Consider the following 21,725-nt stretch of genomic DNA (forward strand, 5'->3'; position numbering starts at 1 on the left):
TTCGTATCTGTCGCGGAGCCGGACGTCGTTACCGTCTGGCGCACGCAAGCTTGAGATGAGGAACGGCATGCAAGGCGATGAGATCGCAGACTTGATCGGCCGCGTCGCACTCGGCGATCGCAGGGCTTTCGTGGCCCTCTACAATCAGACAGGACCGAAACTTTTTTCGATCTGCCTGCGTATCTTGAAGGATCGCACGGAAGCCGAAGAAGCCCTGCAGGAAGTCTATATCAGCATCTGGCAACGCGCTCGCAGCTTCTCCGTCGCCTCGGGTTCGTCCTCGGCATGGCTGGCCGCAATTGCCCGCAACCGGTCGATCGATGCGCTGCGGGCACGCAAGCCCGTCGCCGACGAATTGGACACGGTCTACGATCTTGCCGATGCCGGACCCGACCCGGAAATGCAGACGGTGACCAAGGATGAAGGAAGGCGGATTGACACCTGCATGGAAGAGTTGGAAGCTGATCGCGCGGTCGCGGTGAAACGGGCTTATGTCGAAGGGCTGAGCTATCAGGAACTGGCCGATCAGTTTGGTGTCCCGCTGAACACGATGCGGACCTGGCTCAGGCGCAGCCTCTTGAAACTGAGAGAGTGCATGGAACGATGACATCGCCCGACAAAAGCAAGGGAGACCGCTCCCGCGACGAGGTTCTCGCCGGCGAATATGTGCTTGGCGTCCTGTCGTTGCAGGATCGCCGGGTGGTGGAAGAGCGCATGCGGCACGACCGCCCCTTCGCCGCGATCGTCAGCCGCTGGGAAACCAACCTCTCCGCCTTCAACGACGAGTATGAAGGCGTTGCTCCGAACCGGGAAACCTTCAAGCAGATCGAGGCGCGACTTTTCGGCGATGGCCAAAAGCCCCCCTCCTTTTCGCAGGGGCTCTGGAATTCCGCCGTTTTCTGGCGCTCGCTGAGCTTCGCCTGCATCGTCGTCGCCGCCAGCGCCGTCATCTTCGCCTCGGGCGTGGTGCCGGAACCGCAGGGGCCTGCACCACTGGTAGCCTCGCTTTCGGGCCAGAACAGCACCATCAATCTTCTTGCCTCCTACGAGCTTCAGAGCGGCCGGCTGAAAATCGTGCCGGTCGCCGCCGGCAAGCCGGAGGAGAAGTCGCTGGAACTTTGGCTGGTCCCGGGCAGCGGCATGACGAGATCGCTCGGTGTCTTCCAGCCGGGCGAAAGCGGTGAACTCGTTATTCCCGCCGAACTGCGCAGCATGATAGCCGATGGCGCAACGCTTGCCGTCAGTCTCGAACCCTTCGGCGGTTCGCCGACCGGCCAGGCGACTGGTCCGGTGATCGCAAGCGGTCCCCTGCGCCGACCATAATCTGTGTCGGCCATAAATCATTTTCTCCTGCCTGAAACTCTTCCGCGCGGCTCTCCGTAGTTCAAAATGTCCGGACGACGCTCAGGCATAAAGCCCGCGGATGGTGTCCGGTGAGGAGAAAATCATGATCAAGTCCGTATTGCGCGGCTTCGCGCTCGCCACTGCCATGTCCGCCGTCGCCTTTGCCGCCGCGAAAAACCCGACGGTCGGCGGTGCTGCGATGTTCGATAGCAAGAACATCATCGAGAACGCCGTGAACTCCAAGGATCACACGACGCTGGTCGCCGCCGTCAAGGCAGCAGGCCTCGTCGGCACGCTCGAGGGCAAGGGCCCCTTCACCGTCTTTGCGCCGACCAACGAAGCTTTTGCCGCGCTGCCGAAGGGCACCGTCGATACGCTGCTGAAGCCGGAAAACAAGGCGACGCTGACCAAGGTTTTGACCTGCCACGTCGTTGCCGCCGATGCGATGGCCAAGACCGTTGCCAAGATGATCAAGGATGACGGCGGCGAGCACGACATCAAGACCGTCGGCGGCTGCGTGCTGAAAGCCAAGGAAAGCATGGGCAAGATCACCCTGACCGATGAAAACGGCGGCGTCTCCCATGTGACGATCGCCGACGTCAAGCAGTCGAACGGCGTCATCCACGTCGTCGACAAGGTGCTGCTGCCGAAGATGTAAACCCGCTCGTATCGGCAGACGCATTGGGGCGCTCCTAGAGCAATTCCAGGAAAGGTGCAGAGCGGTTTTCCGTCCGGAATTGCGCAAAAACAAAAGGTTAGAGCGGTTCTGCGCTTCCATAAAAAGCTGAACCGCTCTAATGGCGCCCCAAACACAGATTGATGAGGTGGCTAGCGCATAACCCCGAAATCGGAATCGATTTTCGGAAAGGATTACGCGCAGATTCAAAGTGATAGAGCGTCCTTAGCGCGTCTGAAAAGACGCGCGGCGCTCTATCGGGCCGCTTCGGCTCTCGGGAAGACGAGGGTGACACTCATGCCGGTATCAGGGGACGAGCTGACTTCAACCTCGGCGCGGGCGTTTTGTTTCAGCGACTGTACGATCATCGCGCTTAGCTTCCCAGGCTGCGGCCAGGTCACATCCTGGGGAAGACCGACCCCGTTATCGGCAACGGTAATCCTGCAGCCGGTATCGCCGACCACACAGCGAAGCGTGATTTCTCCGCCATCGCGCCCCACGAAAGCATGCTTCAGCGTATTGGTGAGGAGTTCGTTGATGACGAGGCCGGCCGGCATGGCGACATCGACGGAAACCGGCCAGGTATCGACCTTCATGTCCAGCCGGATCCCTTCCACGGCATGGGCCGCCATCACCGAGGCGGCAATCTGGCTGACATAGGTGCCAAGATCGACTGTGGCGCCTTTCTCTTCGTCCGACAGCGAACGATAGAGAAGGGCCAAGGCTTCAATCCGCCCGGCAAGCCGCGCAAATCTCTCGCTTTCCTCATTCTGCTGAGCATTGCGCGCCTCCATTCGGATGAGCGCCGTGATCATCTGAAGATTGTTCTTCACGCGATGCTGAAGTTCACGCAGAAGGACATCTTTCTCCGTCAGCAGTTCGCTGAAACTCTCAGCGGCCGTCGCCTCATTGCGGGCAGCAAAGGCCACCAATCGGAAAAGCGGCGTGTCATCATCGTCGACGATGGTATTCGACCAGACATCGATAACGACCGTGCTCTCGGGTTCGGCCACCAGCGAGAAGGCACCAATATACTCCTCCGCAGAGGTCACAGCGGCCGTGAGCGGAACCTCTCCGGAGACGGCGGTGGAGTTCAATTCAATTTCCGGCCAAGGTTTTCCCTGGACCTCGGTTGCCTCAAGCGCCGTCAGCCGTTCGAATTCGAGGTTGACGTAAATCAGTGGTTCATTGCCAGCGAGTTCGGAGACAGCCACCGCGAATGGCACATGATCGAGAAAGTGTCGAAACCGGTTGTCATCAAGGGCTTCGGCAAGATGGGGCAAGTTGCCGACGCCTTCCGGCGAAAGCGGCTGGTCGTTGCTTTCAGTCATCAAATATTACTCGTGGACGCGGCTGCTCCTGCGCAGCAGGAGAACTAGGGTTGCTTCAAAAACTGCAGGGACGCAAGCGCAATCAACGCCGGTCAGTCCACGCAAGCCGTTTCTTAACTCGGCGATTGTTCGTGATTTAAGTCCGGTCATACGTAAATGACGTCAGCAGGGTCGTGACGAAATTGCTCGCCCTTTCCTTGACCAGCACTTCCGTCCATTCATCAGTCCCGCGCAGCCGCAAATCCGTGTAAATACTGTCGACGGCCGCTTCTTCGATACGCTTGATATGCGTCTTGAACGAAGCCTCGCCGCCGCCGTGATACATATCTCTGATCACCATGCGCAGAATTTCCTGAATAGCGATCTGCCAGGCCGTATTGATCGACTGAAGTTCCTGCGGAGTCTCTGCCATTGATGCTTCCATGATGTGAGTGAATGCCAGCACGCTTTGGGTCGTGCTGCAGCGCGCGATCTGCAAGCCCGCCGCTTCAGACGCGTTCAAATATCGAGCCGTGGCGATCTGGTTGTGGTCTCAGCGGGCCCTGGCGCGTTTTGCAATGAGGGCAGAGGTTGCCGATGAACGATTACTATGTTCCCGCGCAAGCCGTGCCTCCCGAAGCCGCAACGTCTTTGCCTGTTGCGATTGGGCGTCGGATTGGAGCTCTTCGGCCGCCTGGTTCTTCGCGAAGAACTGGGTCTGGACGTTGCCGAAGGCAATCTCCGCCCGCTGGCGCGATTTGCTGTATGTCTCTGTCATGTTGGCTCCGATATGGGTGGGCTCGACGCGCGAGCGAAAACAAAAAAGGCCAGGCAAATCGCCTGGCCTTGGATTGATAACGTGCTTCCGGCAGTGCCAGTACATCCGTGGTCAAAGGGAAGCAGATACCGATTTAAGCGTTCTGGAGATTGCAAGCGGACATCTTGCCCGACTTGTTGTCACGCTCGAGGTCGAAGCCGATCTTCTGGCCTTCGACGAGGTCGCGCATTCCGGCGCGCTCGACAGCGGAGATGTGAACGAAGGCGTCAGCGCCGCCGTTGTCAGGCTGAATGAAGCCGAAGCCTTTGGTGGAATTGAACCATTTAACTGTGCCGGTGGTCATGATGATGAACCCTTTCATAGCAATATTGAAGAACTACAACGCCAAGGCGATGCGGATGGTGATAGCGATTTTTGAAAGGAAGTTCGTTCAGGGCGCGGTGCCAATCGCGCGATAACCAATCCAGCAAGCAAAATTCGATGCCCGCTATCTAGCTCATCAACTTTGCGTCGTCAACCGTTAGTTTTCCGTCGGTGTCATGTTCAACTTTGAGATGTAACGGCAACCTTTACACCAAACACGGCTTCGCATCCGGCGTGCGCAGGCCTTCTACTTCCAGCGGGCGATGCCGACGGTCTCGGCGATCGCCTGGCGCAATTCGTCCAGCCCGTCGCCTTTTTCGGACGAGGTCGACAGCACGCCGGGATAGGCGGCCGGGCGCTTGCGGATCTTTTCCGCCGTTTCCGCAAGCAGCTTCGGCACACCAGCCGCCTTGATCTTGTCGGTCTTGGTCAGCACGATCTGATAGGAGACGGCCGCCTTGTCGAGCAGATCAAGCACGTCATCGTCGTTCTTCTTGATGCCGTGGCGGCTGTCGATCAGCACATAGACGCGCTTCAGCGTTGCGCGGCCGCGCAGGTAATCGAAGACGAGCTTGGTCCACTTGTCGACCTGCTCCTTCGGCGCCTGCGCATAACCATAGCCCGGCATGTCGACGATCGCCGTCGGCGGCAGGTCACCGCCTTCGCCGGAATAACCATCCGGAACGAAATAGTTCAGTTCCTGCGTGCGTCCCGGCGTATTCGAGGTGCGCGCTAGGCCCTTCTGGCCGACCAGCGCATTGATCAGCGAGGATTTGCCGACATTCGAGCGACCGGCGAAGGCCACTTCCAACGGCCCTTCCGGCGGCAGGAAATTCAGGGACGGCACGCCGCGGATGAAGATCCATGGGTGGCCGAAGAGCGGTTTTTCGGTTTCGGGCATGCTGGTTCTGCAATCTCTGGGTTCGGTCTTTTACCGGGCTTCATGGTTTTGCGGGCGGATGTCAAGCTTTTCAGGCGCCTGCGCGGCATGCCTTGTTTCCTTCTTCCGCTGCCGGAAAAGAAAAGCCCCGCCGGAGCGGGGCTTGGCAAGCGTCATTTCGACGGCGCTTCTTTTCGTCGGAACAGACCCTTCAGATTGTCGAAGAGTTCGACCTTGACGCCGTGGCGCTTCATGATCAGCCCCTGCTGCGCCACCGAGAGCGTGTTGTTCCAGGCCCAGTAGATGACCAAGCCGGCCGGGAAGCTTGCCAGCATGAACATGAATACCAGCGGCATCCAGTTGAAGATCATCGCCTGTGTCGGATCGGGCGGCGTCGGGTTCATGCGCATCTGCACGAACATGGTGACGCCCATGATCAGCGGCCAGACGCCGAGGTGCAGCAGCGTCGGCCCCTCGAAAGGCAGCAGGCCGAACAGATTGACGATCGTCGTCGGATCGGGCGCGGAAAGGTCCTTGATCCAGCCGAAGAAGGGTGCGTGCCGCATCTCGATGGTGATATAGATCACCTTATAGAGCGAGAAAAAGATCGGGATCTGCAGCGCCACCGGCCAGCAGCCGGCGATCGGGTTGATCTTTTCTTCCTTGTAGAGCTGCATCGTTGCCTGCTGCAGCCCCATGCGGTCGTCGGCGAATTTCGCCTTCAGTTCCTCCATCTTCGGCTGCATGCGCTTCATGTTCGCCATCGAAGCGTACTGCTTGCTGGCGAGCGGGAAGAACAGAGCCTTGACGACGATGGTGGTGCACAGGATCGCCACGCCGAAATTGCCGAAGTAGCGGAAGAAGAAGTCCATCAGCTTGAACATCGGCTTGGTGATGAAATAGAACCAGCCCCAGTCGATCAGCCGGTCGAATTTCGGGATCGAATAGCTGGCCTCATAACCGTCGATAACAGGCACTTCCTTGGCGCCGGCGAAGACGAGGTTCTTCAGCTCGATCGATTGGCCCGGCGCAACGGTGAAGGCATCGTCCTTGTAGTCGGCCTGATAGCGCGGCTGGCCATCGGCGAAATAGGAGAAATGCGCCTCATAGGCGGCACTCTGCGGCGGAACGATAGTCGCCGCCCAATATTTGTCGGTGATGCCAAGCCAGCCGCCGGTGGACTTCGCCGGTGCCACGGCTTCCTTCTCGACGGCGCTATATTTGGTTTCGATGAGGCCGTCATCGCCGATCACGCCGATGAAGCCTTCATGCAGGACGTAGACGGACGGCGTCGTCGGCTTGTTGTAGCGCGTCACGCGGCCGTAGGAAGAGAGCGCAGCGGGCGCCTGGCCTGTGTTTTCGATCTTGTCGGCGACGGTGAACATGTAGCGTTCGTCGACGGAAATAGTGCGGGTGAAGGTCAGGCCCTTGTCATTGGTGTAGGAAAGCGTCACCGGCGTCTTTTCGGTGAGCTTGGCGCCCTCAGGTGCGGTCCAGAGCGTCGAGGGACCGGGAACGCTGCCCGTTGCGTCGCTGCCGATGTAGCCGAGTTCGGTGAAATAGCCGTCCTTGGTTTCCGCCGGGCTGAACAGGGTGATGATCGGGCTCGAGTCGTCGACGGTCTCGTGATAGCCCTTGAGCTTCAGATCGTCGAGACGGGCGCCGGCAAGGTTGATAGAGCCGGAAAGCGCCGGGGTGTCGATGACAACGCGCGGGGACTTCTGCAGCGCCTGCTCGAGCGTCGCCGTCGCGGCCGCCTGGCCGGAGGGGGCAGCGCCGCTCGTCTGGGCCGGAGTCTGACCGCCTGCTGCGGGCTGCTGCACCTGCTCGGTCTGTTGCTGCGCCTTCTGGGCTTCCTGCGCCTTGCGCTGGGCCTCGATGCGCGGATTCATATAGAGAAACTGCCAGCCGAGGACGATCAGCACCGAGAGAGCGATCGCAATGAAATAATTGCGGTTGTTTTCCATCATACGTTCCTGGGGCGTCCGTCTCCGGAGCGCCGGTGTTTCGGCCTGGTTTCCACGCGGGATTTCAGTTCCGCGGCCAATTCCTGGAAGGACGCGTCAAGCACGTCCCTGCGCGCGACAACCACATAGTCGTGTCCGGGCTGCATTGCAAACCCCGCATGAAGCCGCACCGCCTCTTTCAGGCGGCGGCGCATACGGTTCCGTTCGACCGCGTTGCCATGTTTTTTGGTGACTGTAAAACCGACGCGTGCCTGGCTGTCGGGTTCCTTCCGGTCGAGGACCTCGAGAAGGAAGAAGCCGCCCCGGCGTTTTTCGCCCTCGCGCACGGCAAGAAACTGCGGGCGGCTCTTCAGCCGCCCGACAGTGTGTTTCTTCTCACTGATCGTCAATTCGCCCGCCATCTTTTACCGGGCAACCCGGCTTACGCCGACAGACGATTGCGGCCCTGCGCGCGGCGGGCTGCGATGACCTTGCGGCCACCCTTCGTGGACATGCGGGCACGGAAACCGTGGCGACGCTTGCGAACAAGCTTGGATGGTTGGTAGGTACGCTTCATTTATTTTAAACACCGCGGAGTGCGGCCCTTCTTGAATTTGCATAATGCAAGGAGCGTTGTTTTTCGAACGGGCGGGCCATGAAAGGCTTGAGTGACCGGACGTGCGCGGGCTTATAAGGATGAAGCCCATAAAAGTCAATTATGCCGGATAATTTCACTCTGCGCTGCTGGCCCCGAAAGTAATTTCGCACTCTGGTGTTAAGAAATGAGGCATGCCCTGAGTGGTTGTAGTTTGCGCCGCGGCAGACCGATCGCCCCGGTTTTCAGGCGTTTACGCCTTCCGGCTACATTCGGCATGGATCGCTTCCGAAGCCATAATCGTAAATATTAGAAATCTAACTTTAATAAATTTCGCCGATATTCAACGCATCGACTGGGAATTGGCTTTCCAGGCAGTGGCGTAGCTAGGAGGCATTGCATTGAAGATCCGTGGCAAAATTAATCTGCTGGTTTGCGTGATGGGCGCGGTGGCACTTCTGATCGGTGCAACGGCATTGTCCGCCATGCACGAATACAGTCGCAACCTGACGGCTTACGAGCACGCCGCCAGCCGCGCCTATGCCGGCGAACGCCTCAATCGTTTCGTCACCGCCGTGGTCATGGAATCGCGCGGCATCTATGCCGCCAAAACGATCAAGGATACGCCGAACTTCGCCAAGGGCCTGATGGCCGGGCTCGACGAGATCGACAAGGTCATCTCGGGCTGGGCGCCGCTCGTTCCCGAGAGCCAGAAGGCCGATTTTGCCAAGCTCGTCGCCCGCGCCGCGGAATTCCGCACCTTCCGCACGGAAACGGCCCGCCTCGGCACGGAAGTCGGCCCCGAAGCCGCCGGCCAACAGGGCAACAACGACGCCAACCGCGCCAACCGCAAGGCGTTCCAGGCCGAAATCGACGCCGTCGTCTCCACCGACAAGGCGGCGCTCGAAACCGTCAACGCCGAGATCGAGAGTTTCCGCTCCTGGGTGCTGATGCTCGTGCTCAGCATCACCGGCATCGGCATCGCCGTCGGCATCGGCATGGGCTTCTATATCGGCACCAGCCATCTCAGCCGCCCGATCAAGCGCGTCACCCATGCGATCAAGGAGGTCGCCGACGGCAATTTCGAGGCCGAGGTTCCCTTTGCTGGCCGCCGGGACGAAATCGGCGAAATGGCTGCAGCGGTTGCGGTCTTCAAGGCGAACGGCCTCGCCGTCAAGCGCCTGAACGCCCAGGAGGCGGCGATGCGCGCCAAGAGCGACGACCTGCAGTCGAGCATGTCCGTCGTCGTGGCTGCGGCTGCGGCCGGCGATTTCAGTCATCGCATCGGCAAGGACTATGAGGACGACAACCTCAACCAGTTCGCCGGCAACATCAACACGCTGCTGTCGAGCGTCGATGCCGGCATCGGCGAGACCCGCCGCGTCATCGCAAGCCTTGCCGAAGGCGACCTCACCCAGACCATGAGCGGCAGCTTCCAGGGCGCCTTTGCCGAGTTGCAGCGGAACGTCAACAATACTTTCGTCACCCTGCAGGCGACGATGCGCGAAGTGCGCGAGACGACGGAAGCGATGAACGGCAACACCGCCGAGCTGCGCAATGCCAGCGACGACCTGTCGAAGCGCACCGAGCAGCAGGCGGCCGCCCTCGAAGAGACCTCGGCAGCCCTCGACGAGATCACCGCCGTCGTCCAGAATTCCACCGAGCGGGCGCATGAAGCCACCATCATGGTGTCCGAAGCCAAGGAGAATGCCGGCCGCTCCGGCGTCGTTGTGGGCAATGCCGTCGAGGCCATGGGCCGCATCGAGCAGGCGTCGCGCGAAATCAGCCAGATCATCAACGTCATCGATGAGATCGCCTTCCAGACCAACCTTCTGGCGCTGAATGCCGGCGTCGAGGCGGCACGCGCCGGCGATGCCGGAAAGGGCTTCGCGGTGGTGGCGCAGGAGGTTCGCGAACTCGCCCAGCGTTCGGCAACGGCTGCCAAGGACATCAAGGCGCTGATCACCAAGTCGGGCAACGAGGTGCAGGTTGGCGTGAAGCTGGTCCAGGCGACCGGCGAGGCGCTGGCCGAAATCGGCACCCGCGTCATTGCCATCAACGATCATATCCATTCGATTGCCACCGCCGCGACCGAACAGTCGACCGGCCTCAAGGAAGTCAATACCGCCGTCAACCAGATGGACCAGGTGACACAGCAGAATGCCGCGATGGTGGAAGAGACCTCCGCCGCCACGCACAGGCTGTCGGCCGAAGCCGGTGGACTGGTGCGCCTCATTGCCCGCTTCAAGCTGCCGGATGATGCGCCGACGCCCGTGGCGCTCGTCCGCAACGAGCCGCAAAGACCGGTTGCCTCGCCCGCCCGCCGGGCGATCGCCAAGGTCGCCCGCGCCTTTGGCGGCAATGCGGCTGCAGCCGAGCAGAACTGGGAAGAGTTTTGATCCTCAGAGCAATTCCAGGAAAAGTGTGAAAGCGATTTTCTGTCCGGAATTGCGTAAAATAAAAGACTGGAGTCACGCCACTCTAACGCCGCCTCCGGGCGGCGTTTCTTTGTGACGACATGACGCTGCTCGCAAAGATTTGAAAGCGGAGCATCTTGGTCTAATATAGAGCTCAACGGTAAGGGCGGCCTGGGTGCTGCCGATCGGGCGAGACGAGAATGCCGATGAGAGACCAGGGCGACAATCCTTCGGCGGAAAACCCGGCGGCCGGCGAGGCCGTAAGGGCGCCGTGCCCGTCTGCCGGCCTGTTCGGCGGTCTTTCCGGCAAGCTGCTCTGGCTCACCGTCTTCTTTATCATGCTCGCCGAAATCCTGATCTTCTTCCCCTCGGTCGCCAGCATGCGCGTACGCTGGCTGCAGGACCGGCTGAATACGGCCGCTGCCGCCGCCATCGTCATCGATGGGCTGCAGCCGGTCGAATTGCCCCGCGCGCTTCAGAAGGAGACCTTGGAGGCGACCGGCACCAAGGCGATCGTGCTGCGCAAGGACGGCACCTCGCGGCTGCTGGCGACGACCGACATGCCGGCCTCCGTCGACGAGTCCTACGATCTCACCGACGTGCCGCCGGTAACGGCGATACGCGACGCACTCGATACGCTGGTCTTCGGCGGCAGCAGGATAATCCGCGTCTATGGCCCCGTCGGGGAAACCAACACCGGCGTCGAGGTGGTGATGAAGGACCGGCAGTTGCGCAGGGCGATGTTCGTCTATTCCCGCAATGTCCTGTTGCTGTCGGTGCTGATCTCGCTGTTCACGGCGACGCTGATCTTCTTTGCTATCAACCGAATCCTCATCGGTCCGATCCGCCGGCTGACCGGCAGCATGCAGCAATTCTCCTCCGATCCGGACAACCCGGCCCATATCTATATCGGCGACGGCGGCCGCGACGAACTGGCGGTCGCCGGCCGCAACCTCACCTCGATGCAGATGGAACTGCAAAAGACGCTGAAGCAGCAGAAGAACCTTGCCGCTCTCGGCCTGGCCGTCTCCAAGATCAATCACGACATGCGCAATATCCTGGCGTCTGCGCAGCTGATGTCCGATCGGCTGGTCGATGTCGATGATCCGATGGTAAAAAGCTTCGCCCCGAAACTGCTGCGCACCATCGACCGCGCCGTCGGTTACACCACCGAGGTGCTGTCCTACGGCAAGGCGAGCGAATCCGCGCCACGCCGCCGCCATATCCGCCTGTTGGAACTGACCCAGGACGTCAAGGACATGCTGGCGATCGATCCGCAAAGCGGCATCGAATTCGCGGAGCAGATCGGCGCCGAGCTTGAGGTCGATGCCGATGGCGAGCAGCTTTTCCGAGTCATCCACAATCTCTGCCGCAACGCGCTGCAGGCGCTGACGTCGCCGGGCGAGGGCGGCCCGGGCTCCGTCAGGCGGATCACCGTTTCCGCCCAGCGCGTCGGCAGCGTCGTCAGCATCACGGTGGATGATACCGGCCCCGGCATGCCGCTGAAGGCGCGCCAGAACCTCTTTGCCGCCTTCCGCGGCTCCGCCCGTTCCGGCGGCACCGGCCTCGGCCTCACCATCGCCCGCGAACTGGTGCTCGCCCATGGCGGCACGATCGCGCTGGTGGAAAAACCAACGGTCGGCACGCAGTTCCGCATCGAGATCCCCGATCGCCCGGTTTCGCTGGAGGATTACCGCAGCCGGACGCATGTTGAAAAGTGACGGGGTTTGCCAAGGCGTGGCTGCGGGCAGACAAAGACGCGATTTTTTCAGAAATGCTCTTGCATTGTCCCGAAGGACGTTTTAGAGGATCGCCACGCAAGCGGCACCGCCGCATTTTGCACGCACCCGTAGCTCAGCTGGATAGAGCACCAGACTACGAATCTGGGGGTCAGGAGTTCGAATCTCTTCGGGTGCGCCATTCTTTTCCATACAAAACTGGGCACTCCAGCCGCAGCCTCTCCGCTCGCCACCAGACGTTCCAGAACGTCCCGCTTTCCGAAGATGCGGTTTCCATCGTCATCGACTTCGACCTGATCGATAACGGAGCGAAGGTAGGCGCGGCGGAAAGGGATCGGCCCTTGCGTTGCCTTCTCCCGCATGAGGCGGGCGAACGCGTCGATCTTCTCCTCAGTCATGCGCGTGTCGGGGCGCAACGCGGCGAACGCTCGCTCCAGCGCGGCCTTCGCGTGATCGAGCTCGTCCTCATCGGTCAGGCGACGGGACTGCTCCAGACGAAGTAGCGGCCGGCGGACCGCCAATTGACGGACCGTCTCAATATTCACGCATTTATGAGCTGTAGTGATAACCGCTTCCCGAATTGCAGGACTAGGGGCTGTTGAGGTTCAGGGTTTCTTCTGGGGCTTGTTTGTGATTCAAGCTGCAGATGGAACGATTTGTGCTGACGGACGCCCAATGGGCGAAAATGGAACCACATTGCCACGGCAAGCCGTCTGATCCCGGCCGAAGTGGCAGCAACAACCGGCGCTTCATCGAGGCAATTCTTTGGATTGTGCGTACAGGAAGCCCGTGGCGAGATCTTCCCACGGTTTTTGGAAACTGGAACACGATCTACAAACGGTATCGCGATTGGGTCAAAGCCGATGTTTTCACAAGGCTTTTTGAGGTCTGCTCAGATGAGCCTGACATGGAATATGCCATGGTTGACGCCACCATCGTCAAGGTCCACCGCCACGGACAGGGCTCAAAAGGGGGACTCAGAGCCAGGCTATAGGGCGTTCGAAGGGCGGCATGACGACCAAGATCCTTGCGTTGACTGACGCACTTGGAAATCTCGTACGCTTTGTTCTTCTGCCCGGTCATCGCTTCGACACGGTGGGCGTTGCTCCGCTCATCGATGGCATTGGTTTTGACGGGCTGATCGCTGACAAGGCCTTCGACAGCAACCAAATCGTCGCTGATTTAAACGAGCGTGGAGCTAAGGTCGTCATCTCCCAGCATCCACGACGAAAAGCACCTCTTCCACTCGACAGCGAAATCTACAAATGGCGGCACCTCATCGAGAATTTCTTCTGCAAACTCAAAGAGTTCAAACGCATTGCAATGCGAGCGGACAAAACCGACCAAAGTTTCAGCGCAATCATTCACCTCGCGGCAGCCGTTATAAACTCAAGATGATTCTCAACAGCCCCTAGTCTGAATGATCGCTGCGCACTAATTTGTTAGCAGTGCCGGCCGTGTGCCAAGCCACTCCGTTGGGAGACTGAAATGCAACGCAAGCTCGCGGCAATCATGGCCGCTGATATCGTCGGCTATAGCCGGCTGATGGCCGAGGACGAGTCTTCCACCTACGCAGAGCTGCGCACTGTTTTTGACAAGCTGATCGACCCCACTGTCGCCCGCCATGGCGGAACCACCTTCAAAACGACGGGTGACGGCTTCCTTGCGATGTTCCCGAGCGTCAACGAGGCCGTTGATGCGGCGCTTGCCATCCAGCAAGGCTTTGACGACGGCCCTTTCAAGCTGCGTATCGGCATCAACCTCGGTGATGTTATCGAGGATAATGGCGATGTCTATGGGGATGGGGTGAACGTCGCGGCCCGGCTTGAGGCCATGACCGAGCCCGGCCAGATATTCGTCAGCGGCGCTGTGGTGATGGCCGCCGAGCGCAACCGCGGCGATCTGTTCGCCCGGGTCGGCCGCAGGCGCGCCAAGAATATTCCCGAGCTGCTTGAAGTGTACCGCGTAAGGCGGGCGGGCTCTCCCTGGTCGATCTGGCGGCAGATGCCACATGTCCTGCGCGGCAGCGCGGCGCGCTGGTCATATGGCATTGCCGCCATCGCTCTCGTTCTCATCGGCACCCAGATTTCACCTCTTCCGCTGGCAGCGATGGTGAGCGGCATCCCGGCTGCACTCTCTCTGGACCAGACCCGTGGAGACCCCAGGCCCTCGATTGCCGTCATGCCGTTCGCAACCATGAGCGGCAGCGGTAACCAGCCTTACTTTGCGGACGGACTGACCGAAGACGTGACCACGGCGCTTGCTCGCAATCCCGAGCTTCAGGTCATCGCCCGCGATTCCACCTATGCCGTGCGCGGTCAGGAGACGGATGTGCGTAAGCTCGCGGCAAAGCTTGGCGTTGATTACGTGGTTGAAGGCAGCGCGCGCCGGGAAGGCGACCAGCTCCGCGTTTCGGCGCAGCTCATTGATGTCGGCACGGGCGCGCACTTATGGTCGCGCAGCTTCGACAAGAAGGTTGCTGACGTTTTCACCGTACAGAGCGAGCTCACCACGGAAATCGTCGCGCAACTCGCGCCCTATATCGGCCGAAGCGAAGCGGCAGCGGCGGCGCTGCGGCCGACGGATAGTCTGCAGGCCTATGATCTCGTCTTGCAGGCCCGCGACCGTTACCGGCACGGCGCCACTGACCATAACGCTATCCTCGCCGCCCGTGGCCTGTATCAGCGCGCCCTGGAAATGGACCCGGCTTATGCTGCAGCCCGCGCAGGTCTTGCGTTGACCTATATCGGCGAAGTGGCGCAAAGGCCCGGCGGTCAAGCCGCCGCGCCCGAGCTGGATTTGGGTCTCAGTGAGGCGCGGCAGGCCGTGCGGCTCGATCCCAATCTCGGTTTTGGATATCAGGTAATCAGTTTCGGACTTGCACTGCAGGCGGACTACTCCGGCGGGCTTCAGGCGGCGCAGCGTGCGGTCGAACTAAACCCCAACGATCCCGACAGTATGATTGCGCTGGCCAAAGCGCAGGTCCGGTTCGGAGACTATCCGGACGCTGTCGCCAACGCGGAGCGGGCGCGCCGACTGCACCCCATGGCACCGGAATACTATGCCTACGTGCATGGTCAGGCGCTTTATGCCGATGGCCGCCGCGAAGAGGCGGCCACGGTCATCAGCGAGTGCCTTGTCAGAGCGCCCCGGGATGCGAATTGCCTTCTCATCCAAGCCGCGTTGCAGGGTGGAAGCGGAGAGCTTGAAAAGGCGCAGGCTACCATGGCGAGCCTTGTTGAAGCCCATCCGGCATTCTCGCTGGAAGCGGAAAGGGCTTATCGCCGGTTCGGCGACGAGCCCTTGATGGAAGAGTTCCTGCAGGACCTGGCGAGAGCCAAAGCCCCCGAGACGGCTTGATGTTGCTGTCAGCGTCGCGGCAATTGGTTATGCCAAACAGAATAGGAAAAACCATTGCATAGGAGTGCCCATTTTCATCTCGTCGGGTGCGCTATTTCTCTCTTTCACTGAAAATCTGCCCTGGCGTTTTGCGCCATAGGGAAAAATCCGCCGTTCTAAAGCGCGTCGCGATCTTTCAGATTCGCCCTCGCGCTTTAGCTCTTTGTCTTTACGCATGTCGTTGTCGCAAAACCGCGGCACACTTTTGCGCGACATGCTTTAGATGCTTTATCGAAACTTGCCTTCGTTCGGGCAATCAGGTGAAAGATTCACCAACAACAGCGCAATTAGGCTGTTCAATTGACTGATTTTGATTCTCGGCTTTGCGGTCATTTTCTAAGGATATCTCTAACGCCGCGGAATATGTGTAGACACGACTATCGCGCGTGTTTGGGAAAACGATCTTGTATATAGAATTATTCTAAAGATAACCGGCATTAAGTTTGTTTGTGAAAAATCTATTCGTAATGGCGAGGATCTCAAGCATAATGCAACCTTTGCGTCTCATTCGGATATTGAATTCCGTCGGACATTGGGACAAGGTGCCCGCCGCGTAACGAGTTCGCGACTTTATTATTGCAATGCGCGCATTTCACTTTTCATGTGAACACCCCGGGTACGTGGTGACGTAAAGGCAAAATGACTTTTGTTTTGAACACCTTTGGAAGGTTGCAGCTCGTTGACGGGCAGGGGAGCCTCGTCGCGTTTCCCGAGAAAGGGTTGCTGCTTCTCGTCTATTTGTTGACGACCGGTGAAGGTTCGGCGGATCGAACGAGTTTGGCTCGTTTTCTGTGGGGCGATGCCGACAGGGACGTTGCGCTTTCGACTTTGCGTAAGCTGATTTCGAGAATAAAGGCCCGTCAAACCGAACTCGGAATAAACATCCTCTCATCCCAGGGGAACATGGTCTCTCTCGACCGAGAGTCCTTGTCTTCCGACCTTCTGTTATCTGAAACCGACGAAGCGGTCGCCTCGTTCTCCCTGCTTAAGCATCTTGTGAAGCTGCTGAACCAGCCCTTTCTGGGGCCGGTTCACTGTCACAGTCGCGAGTTTCAACACTGGCTTGCCGAGCGCGAAAAAAGCCATATCGACCTTCTCGCAAATACATTGAAAGCGGTATCTCAACGAGCGCAGTCGAGAACGGAATCCGAACTCCTGCGAAAGGCCGCCATTATCCTGTTTCGGACGGAACCGAAGGATCCGGATACGCTGCAGTTGCTGATAGAGATATTCAAGGCGGAGGAAGAAGTTGAATCCCTTCGAAATCATTTCGAACAGCGGCGCATTTCGATTTCGCGAGGGATCGCTGTACGCACCGCATCCGACGGCGGTGACACAAAACCCGTTCTCCCGGCTTTAGCGCCTTCAAGGGAAAAACACGCAACAGCTGTTTCCCTTGAGCCCGAGGACATCAGCATTGCAATCCCTCGCCTGGTGCTGCTTCCACCCAGAAATCAATCCATTCATCCCCAAGCCGGTTTTTTAGCAGCATCTTTGGTGGAGGATATCACGATTGGATTTTGTGCCTTCAACAGCCTGCAGGTCATAGCGCCATATTCGGCGGTGCAAATTGGCCACCACATGGAGACCCAGAAGGCTTTCTTCGAACGACACCACGTCAACTACATTCTCGACACTCGGATCAGCAATGCGGGCGATGACGTCACCCTGTTCGCCCAACTGATCTTTTTTGACCAGAATCAAATTGTCTGGGCAGAGAGATTCAGCCTTGATCATAGGGATCTTGTCAAAGACAGGAGGACTGTCTCTCGACGGATTGCTCTTTCCATATCCAGCGAAATCGAGCGCCATGAGGCGTTGCGCGAGGATCTGAACCCAGCTGCTTACCATCGATATCTCGTTGGCAGGCGGCACCTTGCGCGCCTGACGCTTCCGAACCTGCGGCGTGCGCGCAAGGAGATGAAAGCCGCGCTCAGCGTCAGCCCTGATTTCGCACCGGCGCTGAGTTCGATGGCACGGACTTACTCCAAGGAATGGTTGTTAACCGCGCGAGGCGATATCGATCTGTTGAAAACGGCAGAGACTTTGGCAACGCAGGCCACCGAAACGCGTCCGGATTTTGCCGATGGATATCGCGAGTTTGGCGTTGCGAAATTGTTGCAGGGTGCATTTGACCAAAGCGCCGAGGCAATGGAAGTGGCAGAGAGCCTTGCCCCGCATTATGCGGATGTTATTGCCGACTACGCGGACACTTTGGTTCATTGTTCGCTCCCTGCCATCGCCTTGCGAAAGATCGAGCGGGCAATTGAGTTGAACCCGCTCAGTCCCGACACCTATTTCTGGACCGCTGCCGGAGCAAATTATGCCCTTGGCGAATTCGAAGCTTCGCTGGATTACATTGGGCAAATGGCCGATGCCAGTTTGGCCGACAGGCTGGCGGCCGCAAACTGGGCCATGTTGGGCCATCAGGACAAGGCGCGGACCTTCGTCAGGAGATTTCGCGAAGTCAACCCGGACTTCGACGTGGACAAATGGCTGTCCGCGGTTCCGAGTAAGGAGCAATGGCATAAGGATCTTTACCGAGAAGGCCTGAAGAAAGCTGGATTTTAAACACCAATCATTAGAAGAGGGAAAAAGCATGGCTAGAGTTGTTGTTATTAGTGTTGAAGGCGACGATGCTCTCTGGGTCGCCGATCTTGACGCCGGCACGGTCGTGCCTCTTCCGTCTCCCAAGTCGGGCGGGCTGAAAGCGGTGACCGACCTTCGCGCGACCGGGTCAATCGTGACGAAGGGCGTCAATCTGGCCGTGGTTGTCAAGTCTGCGGAGGCGGCATTGTCGGGCCATTATGATGGCTGATCGCCTATAATCTCTTCATCATCACGCTGGATGGCGGGCCGCGATGACCGCTCGCCTTCCAGCGCCAAATAGGCGCCGCACGGGTCGTGGCCTCATTCTTTGATGGGGATTCCGGCTTCGATCGCAGCGTCGATGAAGGCCTGCCGCGCCTCTTCCCGGTTTCGTTTTCCCGCCATGACATCCGCGCAAACCGCACAGGCCTTGTCCAAGGCAGGCCCCTCTTCGGTCGGCCAGTCTTCGACTAGCGCCCATGTAGCGGCCTGGGTCGTCTGGATCACCACCCACTGATCCGGGCCTTCTAGGGCAAGCGTTACCGGCTTCTTCCAATTGGTTTCCATGATCTCAGGACCTCCGCTGCGTGCTCTCTGCCGTTGCAACCTGCACACATAGGGCGATTCATCCGGCGTGGCGAGGCGCAGTATGAACGAGATGCTTTTCTCGAGCAGCGAACTACTGGGATGTGCTTTTCGAAAAGGGTTCTTGCCGCCGTTTTGCGCGCTTATGCGGCGCCTCCTAGAATTCCTGCACGAATTCACACGCCAGCAAGGTTTTGCCGGGTAAGGCATTGCCTTGGCGGGCAATGATAGAGACCTTTCCAGGCCCGGCCATTCCGGGTTCCGGCTGCAGATCTGCGGGAAGTTCAAGCGAATAGCCCTTCGTGGATGTGCCGAGCAGGTCTGAGGTCTCTGCCTTCAAACCGTATTTCGCGGCCAGATCGTCGGCGCGTTCGCCCTCGATCAAGACGCCAACAGCGTTGCTAGCAAAGAAAATCTCGGTCGACTTAAAGCCGTCGCGGCCTATCTGGTTCGGGAGTTTGTAGATCGCCGCGCCCAAGGATGACGTGTCCGGCTTGGCCAGAGCTTCCACGACATCATAGATCTTCATTGCCGATGTCATCGTATAGGGTGGCTTGCAAAGGGCTGCGTCAAAGAACTTGTCATTGGCCGAGTCGGCAAGAACCTGTCCAGCCTGAAATGTCGCAAAAGCGACGTACGCAGAGAAGGCGGCGTAGCGAATGAATTTGGCGTTGCGCATGAAACATTCCCGAGAAAGTGGCTGTCGTGGATTCGTGTGTTGCGAATGCCTAGGGGATCCGAAGCAGTTATGCTACCCAAAGTTTAATCTCTCGGCTCCACTCTTCTCTTCCGTCTGGCCGCGCTGATGGGTAGGATAAGTGCTATCGGACGCCGAGACGGAGATATCGCAGCGCCGATCCGAAGGCAGGAGAGTCATGATCGCAGCCTATTTTGACGAAATCATCATGTTTTGCGCCGGCCTATGGATGACATCCGTCGGCTTTGATTATCTGCCATATCCAGGCAAGCCGGCCAGCCGGCCGCCCCTGCTTCGCCATTTCAAATGGATGGGTCCCTTGCTGCTCGCGATCGCCATCGTTCTGGCCGCTGCCTCCTAGAGCAATTCCAGCAAAAGTGCGTAGCGGTTTTGCGTCCGGAATTGCGTGAAAACAAAGAGATAGAGCATTTCCGTGATTCGGAGAAAAGCGGGAATGCTCTAGAGCCGCGTGCTCACGCTGGAGTGAAGCAATGACCGAGATGTTGGCCTGCCCGTCCGGCGGATTGGACAAAACAGAATCGATCATCCACCGCGGTTCCTACATTCTTCGATGCGCCGCCTGCGGCGAAACGATTGTCGCCACATCATTTATGGCGATGCTCGACTCGGATCACCAGTGTTCGGCCTTTATCGATCCGGGTCCCGGAAAACACCCTTCGCCAGAGACGCTCGTCGCGCGTGGGCCGTTCCGGCAGATCGCAACGGCAATCAGTGCCGCGGCGAGTGACGGAACTCTGATACGTCTGATCTCTGAAGCGAAAGTTTGAAGTCCGCCTTTACACAGCTGGCGCCCTCATGGGCGTAACCGGACGAGAATCTTGGCTCCAGGAACCCTCAACTGTTCCGCCAGCGCTTCCAGATCCTTCCTATCTGTTCCCGCCAGAACGATACGACCATCCATGATCGGCTCCCTCATCCAGGGTTCCATGACGACCTTGTCTTTGATCAGCATCTGCGTTTGTCGGCCCAATACCGCCTGCGTGAAATCGCGGAATGTGGCGGCGCTTTCCGGGGTGAGCACGATATTCAGGCCCTGGTCGTAGGACATGGGGGACAGGCTTACCTCCGCACTCTTCACCTCAAGCGAGACGGGTGCGATCGCCGTGGCCGCGTCATCGCCCGTCGTAACGGTCGTATCCTGCGATGCCGTTGGCGGGGCAGGCGGTGTCGAAAGGTCATCCATGATGCCCGGCCCGGCCCTGGCCGATGGCAGCGGCTCGATATGCAAATCGGGCGTCTGCAAGTCTCTTGCCGTCAGCACGGCGGGAAGCGGCAAGCTGGCCGGCATATCCTCGCGTTGGATGTGGGTGTATGTGCGCAACCTCGTCCCTCCTGCCTCAACGGTGACGATCTCCGACGCTTCGAGTGTCGAACCATCGTCCAGGGACACCATGAGCTCGACGCTTCGGCTCTTGCTGGCGCGTTTGAGGGAAGCCAGCTGATCGGCGGTGAGGTTCTTTGCTCGCTCGGCAAAGCCCGTCATCAAATTTGCGATCGCCGGCTGCTGCGACTGGCTGAACGCTGCGGCGTCGGCTTCCTCCGACAGGGAAAGGGTTGCCGTGTGTGCGGTCGCGTCGGTGGATTTCAGGGTCCAGGTCGATATCACCGGAACACTGACTCCGCCATAATCTTCATCCCGCGAGGTCGCCGAGGCCGGTCCGACGTCCATGGTCTCATCCTTGTAGGATTGTCCCGTGGCGAGCAGTTGCGCCTCCGGCACCATGGCGGCAACAATTTGAAGAGGGTTTGCCTCGATGGTGTTGATGATCTCATAGAGCCCGCTTTCGGGTGCCGCGGGGACCCCGCCCGGTCCATTGGCCACCATCGCCCGCATGTGCGCCACGATCTGGTCGACACCGGCGACATCGCGCGGGTTGCCGTTCAGGTCGGTTTCGAGTTCGAGCGTAGCGGTGCCATAGGCCGTGAGGGAATTCCGATAGAGTAGGTTCATCTGATAGCTGTCGGCAAGACCAGCCATGCCTTCCGGCAAATCTGCGCTGAGGGACCAGCGGACCCGCATGCCGTCTTCATCCCGCGACAGGACGGTCATAGCCTGGCGAAACGCGCCGCGCGCCGTCACCGGCGGGGTGCCTGATTTGTCGAACCAGAACGACATATCGGTCTCGGTCGCTTTTTGAACGCGGTAGCTGCGCTCGACGCCGGTCGCTGGCGCGTAGCCGGGGATCGTGACGCCGCCGGCGGACCATGCCGGATGGGAGAGTATGAGGCAAATGCAAAACCAGGCAAATCTCTTCCAGTGCGGCGATGTCATGCGGGCAGGGGCCTCTGAACATTGAAGGTTGTAGGGCGCTTTCCGGCTGTCGGCGCGCGAGCATATTTGCATATGAAGAGGATGGGTAGTGCCGTTGCCGCAATAACCGTTTTG

General features: G+C 59.2%; 23 protein-coding genes and 1 tRNA gene. 13 read left to right on the forward strand and 11 right to left on the reverse strand.

Annotated elements, in window-relative coordinates:
- Positions 1-67 precede the first annotated feature (67 nt).
- From RL_RS02320 to RL_RS02330, 3 genes are all read left to right on the forward strand, one after another.
- Positions 68-607, forward strand: a complete 540-nt coding sequence (locus RL_RS02320) for a sigma-70 family RNA polymerase sigma factor (protein WP_041936145.1) — start codon at positions 68-70, stop codon at positions 605-607.
- Positions 604-1,323 (forward strand): anti-sigma factor, encoded by a 720-nt coding sequence (locus tag RL_RS02325; RefSeq protein ID WP_041936146.1) that lies wholly within the window; start codon positions 604-606, stop codon positions 1,321-1,323. Before RL_RS02320 ends, RL_RS02325 begins: the two co-directional genes overlap by 4 nt.
- Before the next feature lie 124 nt (positions 1,324-1,447).
- Positions 1,448-2,002 carry a fasciclin domain-containing protein gene (locus tag RL_RS02330; RefSeq protein WP_011650236.1) on the forward strand — a complete coding sequence of 185 codons (555 nt, stop codon included), beginning with the start codon at positions 1,448-1,450 and terminating at the stop codon, positions 2,000-2,002.
- Positions 2,003-2,274: 272 nt separating this feature from the next.
- Here RL_RS02330 and RL_RS02335 read toward each other — a convergent pair whose 3' ends face one another.
- The 8 genes from RL_RS02335 to rpmH form a co-directional block, all read right to left on the reverse strand.
- Entirely contained in the window at positions 2,275-3,351 is a 1,077-nt protein-coding gene (locus tag RL_RS02335) for a sensor histidine kinase (RefSeq protein WP_041936147.1), read from the reverse strand.
- 136 nt (positions 3,352-3,487) lie between these two features.
- Entirely contained in the window at positions 3,488-3,763 is a 276-nt protein-coding gene (locus RL_RS02340) for a hypothetical protein (RefSeq protein ID WP_003544996.1), read from the reverse strand.
- A gap of 120 nt (positions 3,764-3,883) precedes the next feature.
- Entirely contained in the window at positions 3,884-4,108 is a 225-nt protein-coding gene (locus RL_RS02345; protein ID WP_003544998.1) for a hypothetical protein, read from the reverse strand.
- A 133-nt stretch (positions 4,109-4,241) separates the two neighbouring features.
- Positions 4,242-4,451: a cold-shock protein gene (locus RL_RS02350; protein ID WP_011650239.1), complete on the reverse strand. Its 210-nt coding sequence runs from the start codon at positions 4,449-4,451 to the stop codon at positions 4,242-4,244.
- A gap of 267 nt (positions 4,452-4,718) precedes the next feature.
- Positions 4,719-5,372: a ribosome biogenesis GTP-binding protein YihA/YsxC gene (gene yihA / locus RL_RS02355; protein ID WP_011650240.1), complete on the reverse strand. Its 654-nt coding sequence runs from the start codon at positions 5,370-5,372 to the stop codon at positions 4,719-4,721.
- 152 nt (positions 5,373-5,524) lie between these two features.
- Positions 5,525-7,318, reverse strand: a complete 1,794-nt coding sequence (gene yidC, locus RL_RS02360) for a membrane protein insertase YidC (RefSeq protein WP_041936148.1) — start codon at positions 7,316-7,318, stop codon at positions 5,525-5,527.
- A complete protein-coding gene (rnpA, locus tag RL_RS02365) occupies positions 7,318-7,719 on the reverse strand; it encodes a ribonuclease P protein component (protein WP_020048241.1) in 402 nt (133 codons plus the stop codon). Before rnpA ends, yidC begins: the two co-directional genes overlap by 1 nt.
- A gap of 20 nt (positions 7,720-7,739) precedes the next feature.
- The gene (gene rpmH, locus RL_RS02370; RefSeq protein WP_003545006.1) at positions 7,740-7,874 is read right to left on the reverse strand and encodes a 50S ribosomal protein L34; all 135 of its coding nucleotides are present in this window, start codon (positions 7,872-7,874) and stop codon (positions 7,740-7,742) included.
- A 419-nt stretch (positions 7,875-8,293) separates the two neighbouring features.
- Here rpmH and RL_RS02375 point away from each other — a divergent pair, with 419 nt between their 5' ends.
- The 8 genes from RL_RS02375 to RL_RS02410 all read left to right on the forward strand — a co-directional run bounded on the left by RL_RS02375 (position 8,294) and on the right by RL_RS02410 (position 18,265).
- A complete protein-coding gene (locus RL_RS02375; RefSeq protein ID WP_011650243.1) occupies positions 8,294-10,291 on the forward strand; it encodes a methyl-accepting chemotaxis protein in 1,998 nt (665 codons plus the stop codon).
- Positions 10,292-10,509: 218 nt separating this feature from the next.
- Positions 10,510-12,030, forward strand: coding sequence for an ATP-binding protein (locus RL_RS02380; RefSeq protein WP_041936149.1), 1,521 nt, complete (start codon positions 10,510-10,512; stop codon positions 12,028-12,030).
- 122 nt (positions 12,031-12,152) lie between these two features.
- A tRNA-Arg gene (locus tag RL_RS02385) sits at positions 12,153-12,229 on the forward strand.
- Positions 12,222-12,551, forward strand: coding sequence for a hypothetical protein (locus tag RL_RS40380; RefSeq protein ID WP_086935538.1), 330 nt, complete (start codon positions 12,222-12,224; stop codon positions 12,549-12,551). Before RL_RS02385 ends, RL_RS40380 begins: the two co-directional genes overlap by 8 nt.
- A 143-nt stretch (positions 12,552-12,694) precedes the next feature.
- A protein-coding gene (locus RL_RS38920) for an IS5 family transposase (protein ID WP_122330842.1) occupies positions 12,695-13,446 on the forward strand; the annotation gives its coding sequence in 2 pieces (ribosomal slippage) (positions 12,695-13,025 and positions 13,025-13,446; 753 coding nt in all).
- A 90-nt stretch (positions 13,447-13,536) separates the two neighbouring features.
- Complete coding sequence (locus RL_RS02400) at positions 13,537-15,408, forward strand: adenylate/guanylate cyclase domain-containing protein (RefSeq protein WP_011650248.1); 1,872 nt, start codon at positions 13,537-13,539, stop codon at positions 15,406-15,408.
- Positions 15,409-16,086: 678 nt separating this feature from the next.
- Positions 16,087-18,018 carry a membrane protein gene (locus tag RL_RS02405; RefSeq protein WP_011650249.1) on the forward strand — a complete coding sequence of 644 codons (1,932 nt, stop codon included), beginning with the start codon at positions 16,087-16,089 and terminating at the stop codon, positions 18,016-18,018.
- Positions 18,019-18,046: 28 nt separating this feature from the next.
- Complete coding sequence (locus RL_RS02410) at positions 18,047-18,265, forward strand: hypothetical protein (protein ID WP_011650250.1); 219 nt, start codon at positions 18,047-18,049, stop codon at positions 18,263-18,265.
- 92 nt (positions 18,266-18,357) lie between these two features.
- On the opposite strand, the gene RL_RS02415 is transcribed toward RL_RS02410, so the two are convergent.
- Positions 18,358-18,603, reverse strand: a complete 246-nt coding sequence (locus tag RL_RS02415; protein WP_041936151.1) for a DUF982 domain-containing protein — start codon at positions 18,601-18,603, stop codon at positions 18,358-18,360.
- 175 nt (positions 18,604-18,778) lie between these two features.
- Positions 18,779-19,300 carry a hypothetical protein gene (locus RL_RS02420; protein ID WP_011650251.1) on the reverse strand — a complete coding sequence of 174 codons (522 nt, stop codon included), beginning with the start codon at positions 19,298-19,300 and terminating at the stop codon, positions 18,779-18,781.
- A 196-nt stretch (positions 19,301-19,496) separates the two neighbouring features.
- On the opposite strand from RL_RS02420, the gene RL_RS02425 reads away from it, so the two are divergent.
- Complete coding sequence (locus RL_RS02425) at positions 19,497-19,679, forward strand: hypothetical protein (protein ID WP_011650252.1); 183 nt, start codon at positions 19,497-19,499, stop codon at positions 19,677-19,679.
- Between the two features lie 130 nt (positions 19,680-19,809).
- Positions 19,810-20,106 carry a hypothetical protein gene (locus tag RL_RS02430; protein WP_011650253.1) on the forward strand — a complete coding sequence of 99 codons (297 nt, stop codon included), beginning with the start codon at positions 19,810-19,812 and terminating at the stop codon, positions 20,104-20,106.
- A gap of 26 nt (positions 20,107-20,132) precedes the next feature.
- On the opposite strand, the gene RL_RS02435 is transcribed toward RL_RS02430, so the two are convergent.
- Positions 20,133-21,611 (reverse strand): hypothetical protein, encoded by a 1,479-nt coding sequence (locus tag RL_RS02435; protein ID WP_011650254.1) that lies wholly within the window; start codon positions 21,609-21,611, stop codon positions 20,133-20,135.
- Positions 21,612-21,725 lie beyond the last annotated feature (114 nt).

It is taken from the genome of Rhizobium johnstonii 3841, from assembly GCF_000009265.1.
Lineage (GTDB): Bacteria > Pseudomonadota > Alphaproteobacteria > Rhizobiales > Rhizobiaceae > Rhizobium > Rhizobium acaciae.

Bases quoted from the DNA above. Each gene is read 5' to 3' on its own strand.
- RL_RS02420 (WP_011650251.1), bottom strand. From the start codon at position 19,300: ATGCGCAACGCCAAATTCATTCGCTACGCCGCCTTCTCTGCGTACGTC.
- RL_RS02400 (WP_011650248.1), top strand. From the start codon at position 13,537: ATGCAACGCAAGCTCGCGGCAATCATGGCCGCTGATATCGTCGGCTAT.
- RL_RS02330 (WP_011650236.1), top strand. From the start codon at position 1,448: ATGATCAAGTCCGTATTGCGCGGCTTCGCGCTCGCCACTGCCATGTCC.
- RL_RS02325 (WP_041936146.1), top strand. From the start codon at position 604: ATGACATCGCCCGACAAAAGCAAGGGAGACCGCTCCCGCGACGAGGTT.
- yidC (WP_041936148.1), bottom strand. From the start codon at position 7,318: ATGGAAAACAACCGCAATTATTTCATTGCGATCGCTCTCTCGGTGCTG.
- RL_RS02320 (WP_041936145.1), top strand. From the start codon at position 68: ATGCAAGGCGATGAGATCGCAGACTTGATCGGCCGCGTCGCACTCGGC.
- rpmH (WP_003545006.1), bottom strand. From the start codon at position 7,874: ATGAAGCGTACCTACCAACCATCCAAGCTTGTTCGCAAGCGTCGCCAC.
- RL_RS02435 (WP_011650254.1), bottom strand. From the start codon at position 21,611: ATGACATCGCCGCACTGGAAGAGATTTGCCTGGTTTTGCATTTGCCTC.
- RL_RS02430 (WP_011650253.1), top strand. From the start codon at position 19,810: ATGACCGAGATGTTGGCCTGCCCGTCCGGCGGATTGGACAAAACAGAA.
- RL_RS02425 (WP_011650252.1), top strand. From the start codon at position 19,497: ATGATCGCAGCCTATTTTGACGAAATCATCATGTTTTGCGCCGGCCTA.
- RL_RS02380 (WP_041936149.1), top strand. From the start codon at position 10,510: ATGCCGATGAGAGACCAGGGCGACAATCCTTCGGCGGAAAACCCGGCG.
- rnpA (WP_020048241.1), bottom strand. From the start codon at position 7,719: ATGGCGGGCGAATTGACGATCAGTGAGAAGAAACACACTGTCGGGCGG.
- RL_RS02410 (WP_011650250.1), top strand. From the start codon at position 18,047: ATGGCTAGAGTTGTTGTTATTAGTGTTGAAGGCGACGATGCTCTCTGG.
- RL_RS02345 (WP_003544998.1), bottom strand. From the start codon at position 4,108: ATGACAGAGACATACAGCAAATCGCGCCAGCGGGCGGAGATTGCCTTC.
- RL_RS02340 (WP_003544996.1), bottom strand. From the start codon at position 3,763: ATGGCAGAGACTCCGCAGGAACTTCAGTCGATCAATACGGCCTGGCAG.
- RL_RS02405 (WP_011650249.1), top strand. From the start codon at position 16,087: ATGACTTTTGTTTTGAACACCTTTGGAAGGTTGCAGCTCGTTGACGGG.
- RL_RS02335 (WP_041936147.1), bottom strand. From the start codon at position 3,351: ATGACTGAAAGCAACGACCAGCCGCTTTCGCCGGAAGGCGTCGGCAAC.
- RL_RS02415 (WP_041936151.1), bottom strand. From the start codon at position 18,603: ATGGAAACCAATTGGAAGAAGCCGGTAACGCTTGCCCTAGAAGGCCCG.
- yihA (WP_011650240.1), bottom strand. From the start codon at position 5,372: ATGCCCGAAACCGAAAAACCGCTCTTCGGCCACCCATGGATCTTCATC.
- RL_RS02350 (WP_011650239.1), bottom strand. From the start codon at position 4,451: ATGACCACCGGCACAGTTAAATGGTTCAATTCCACCAAAGGCTTCGGC.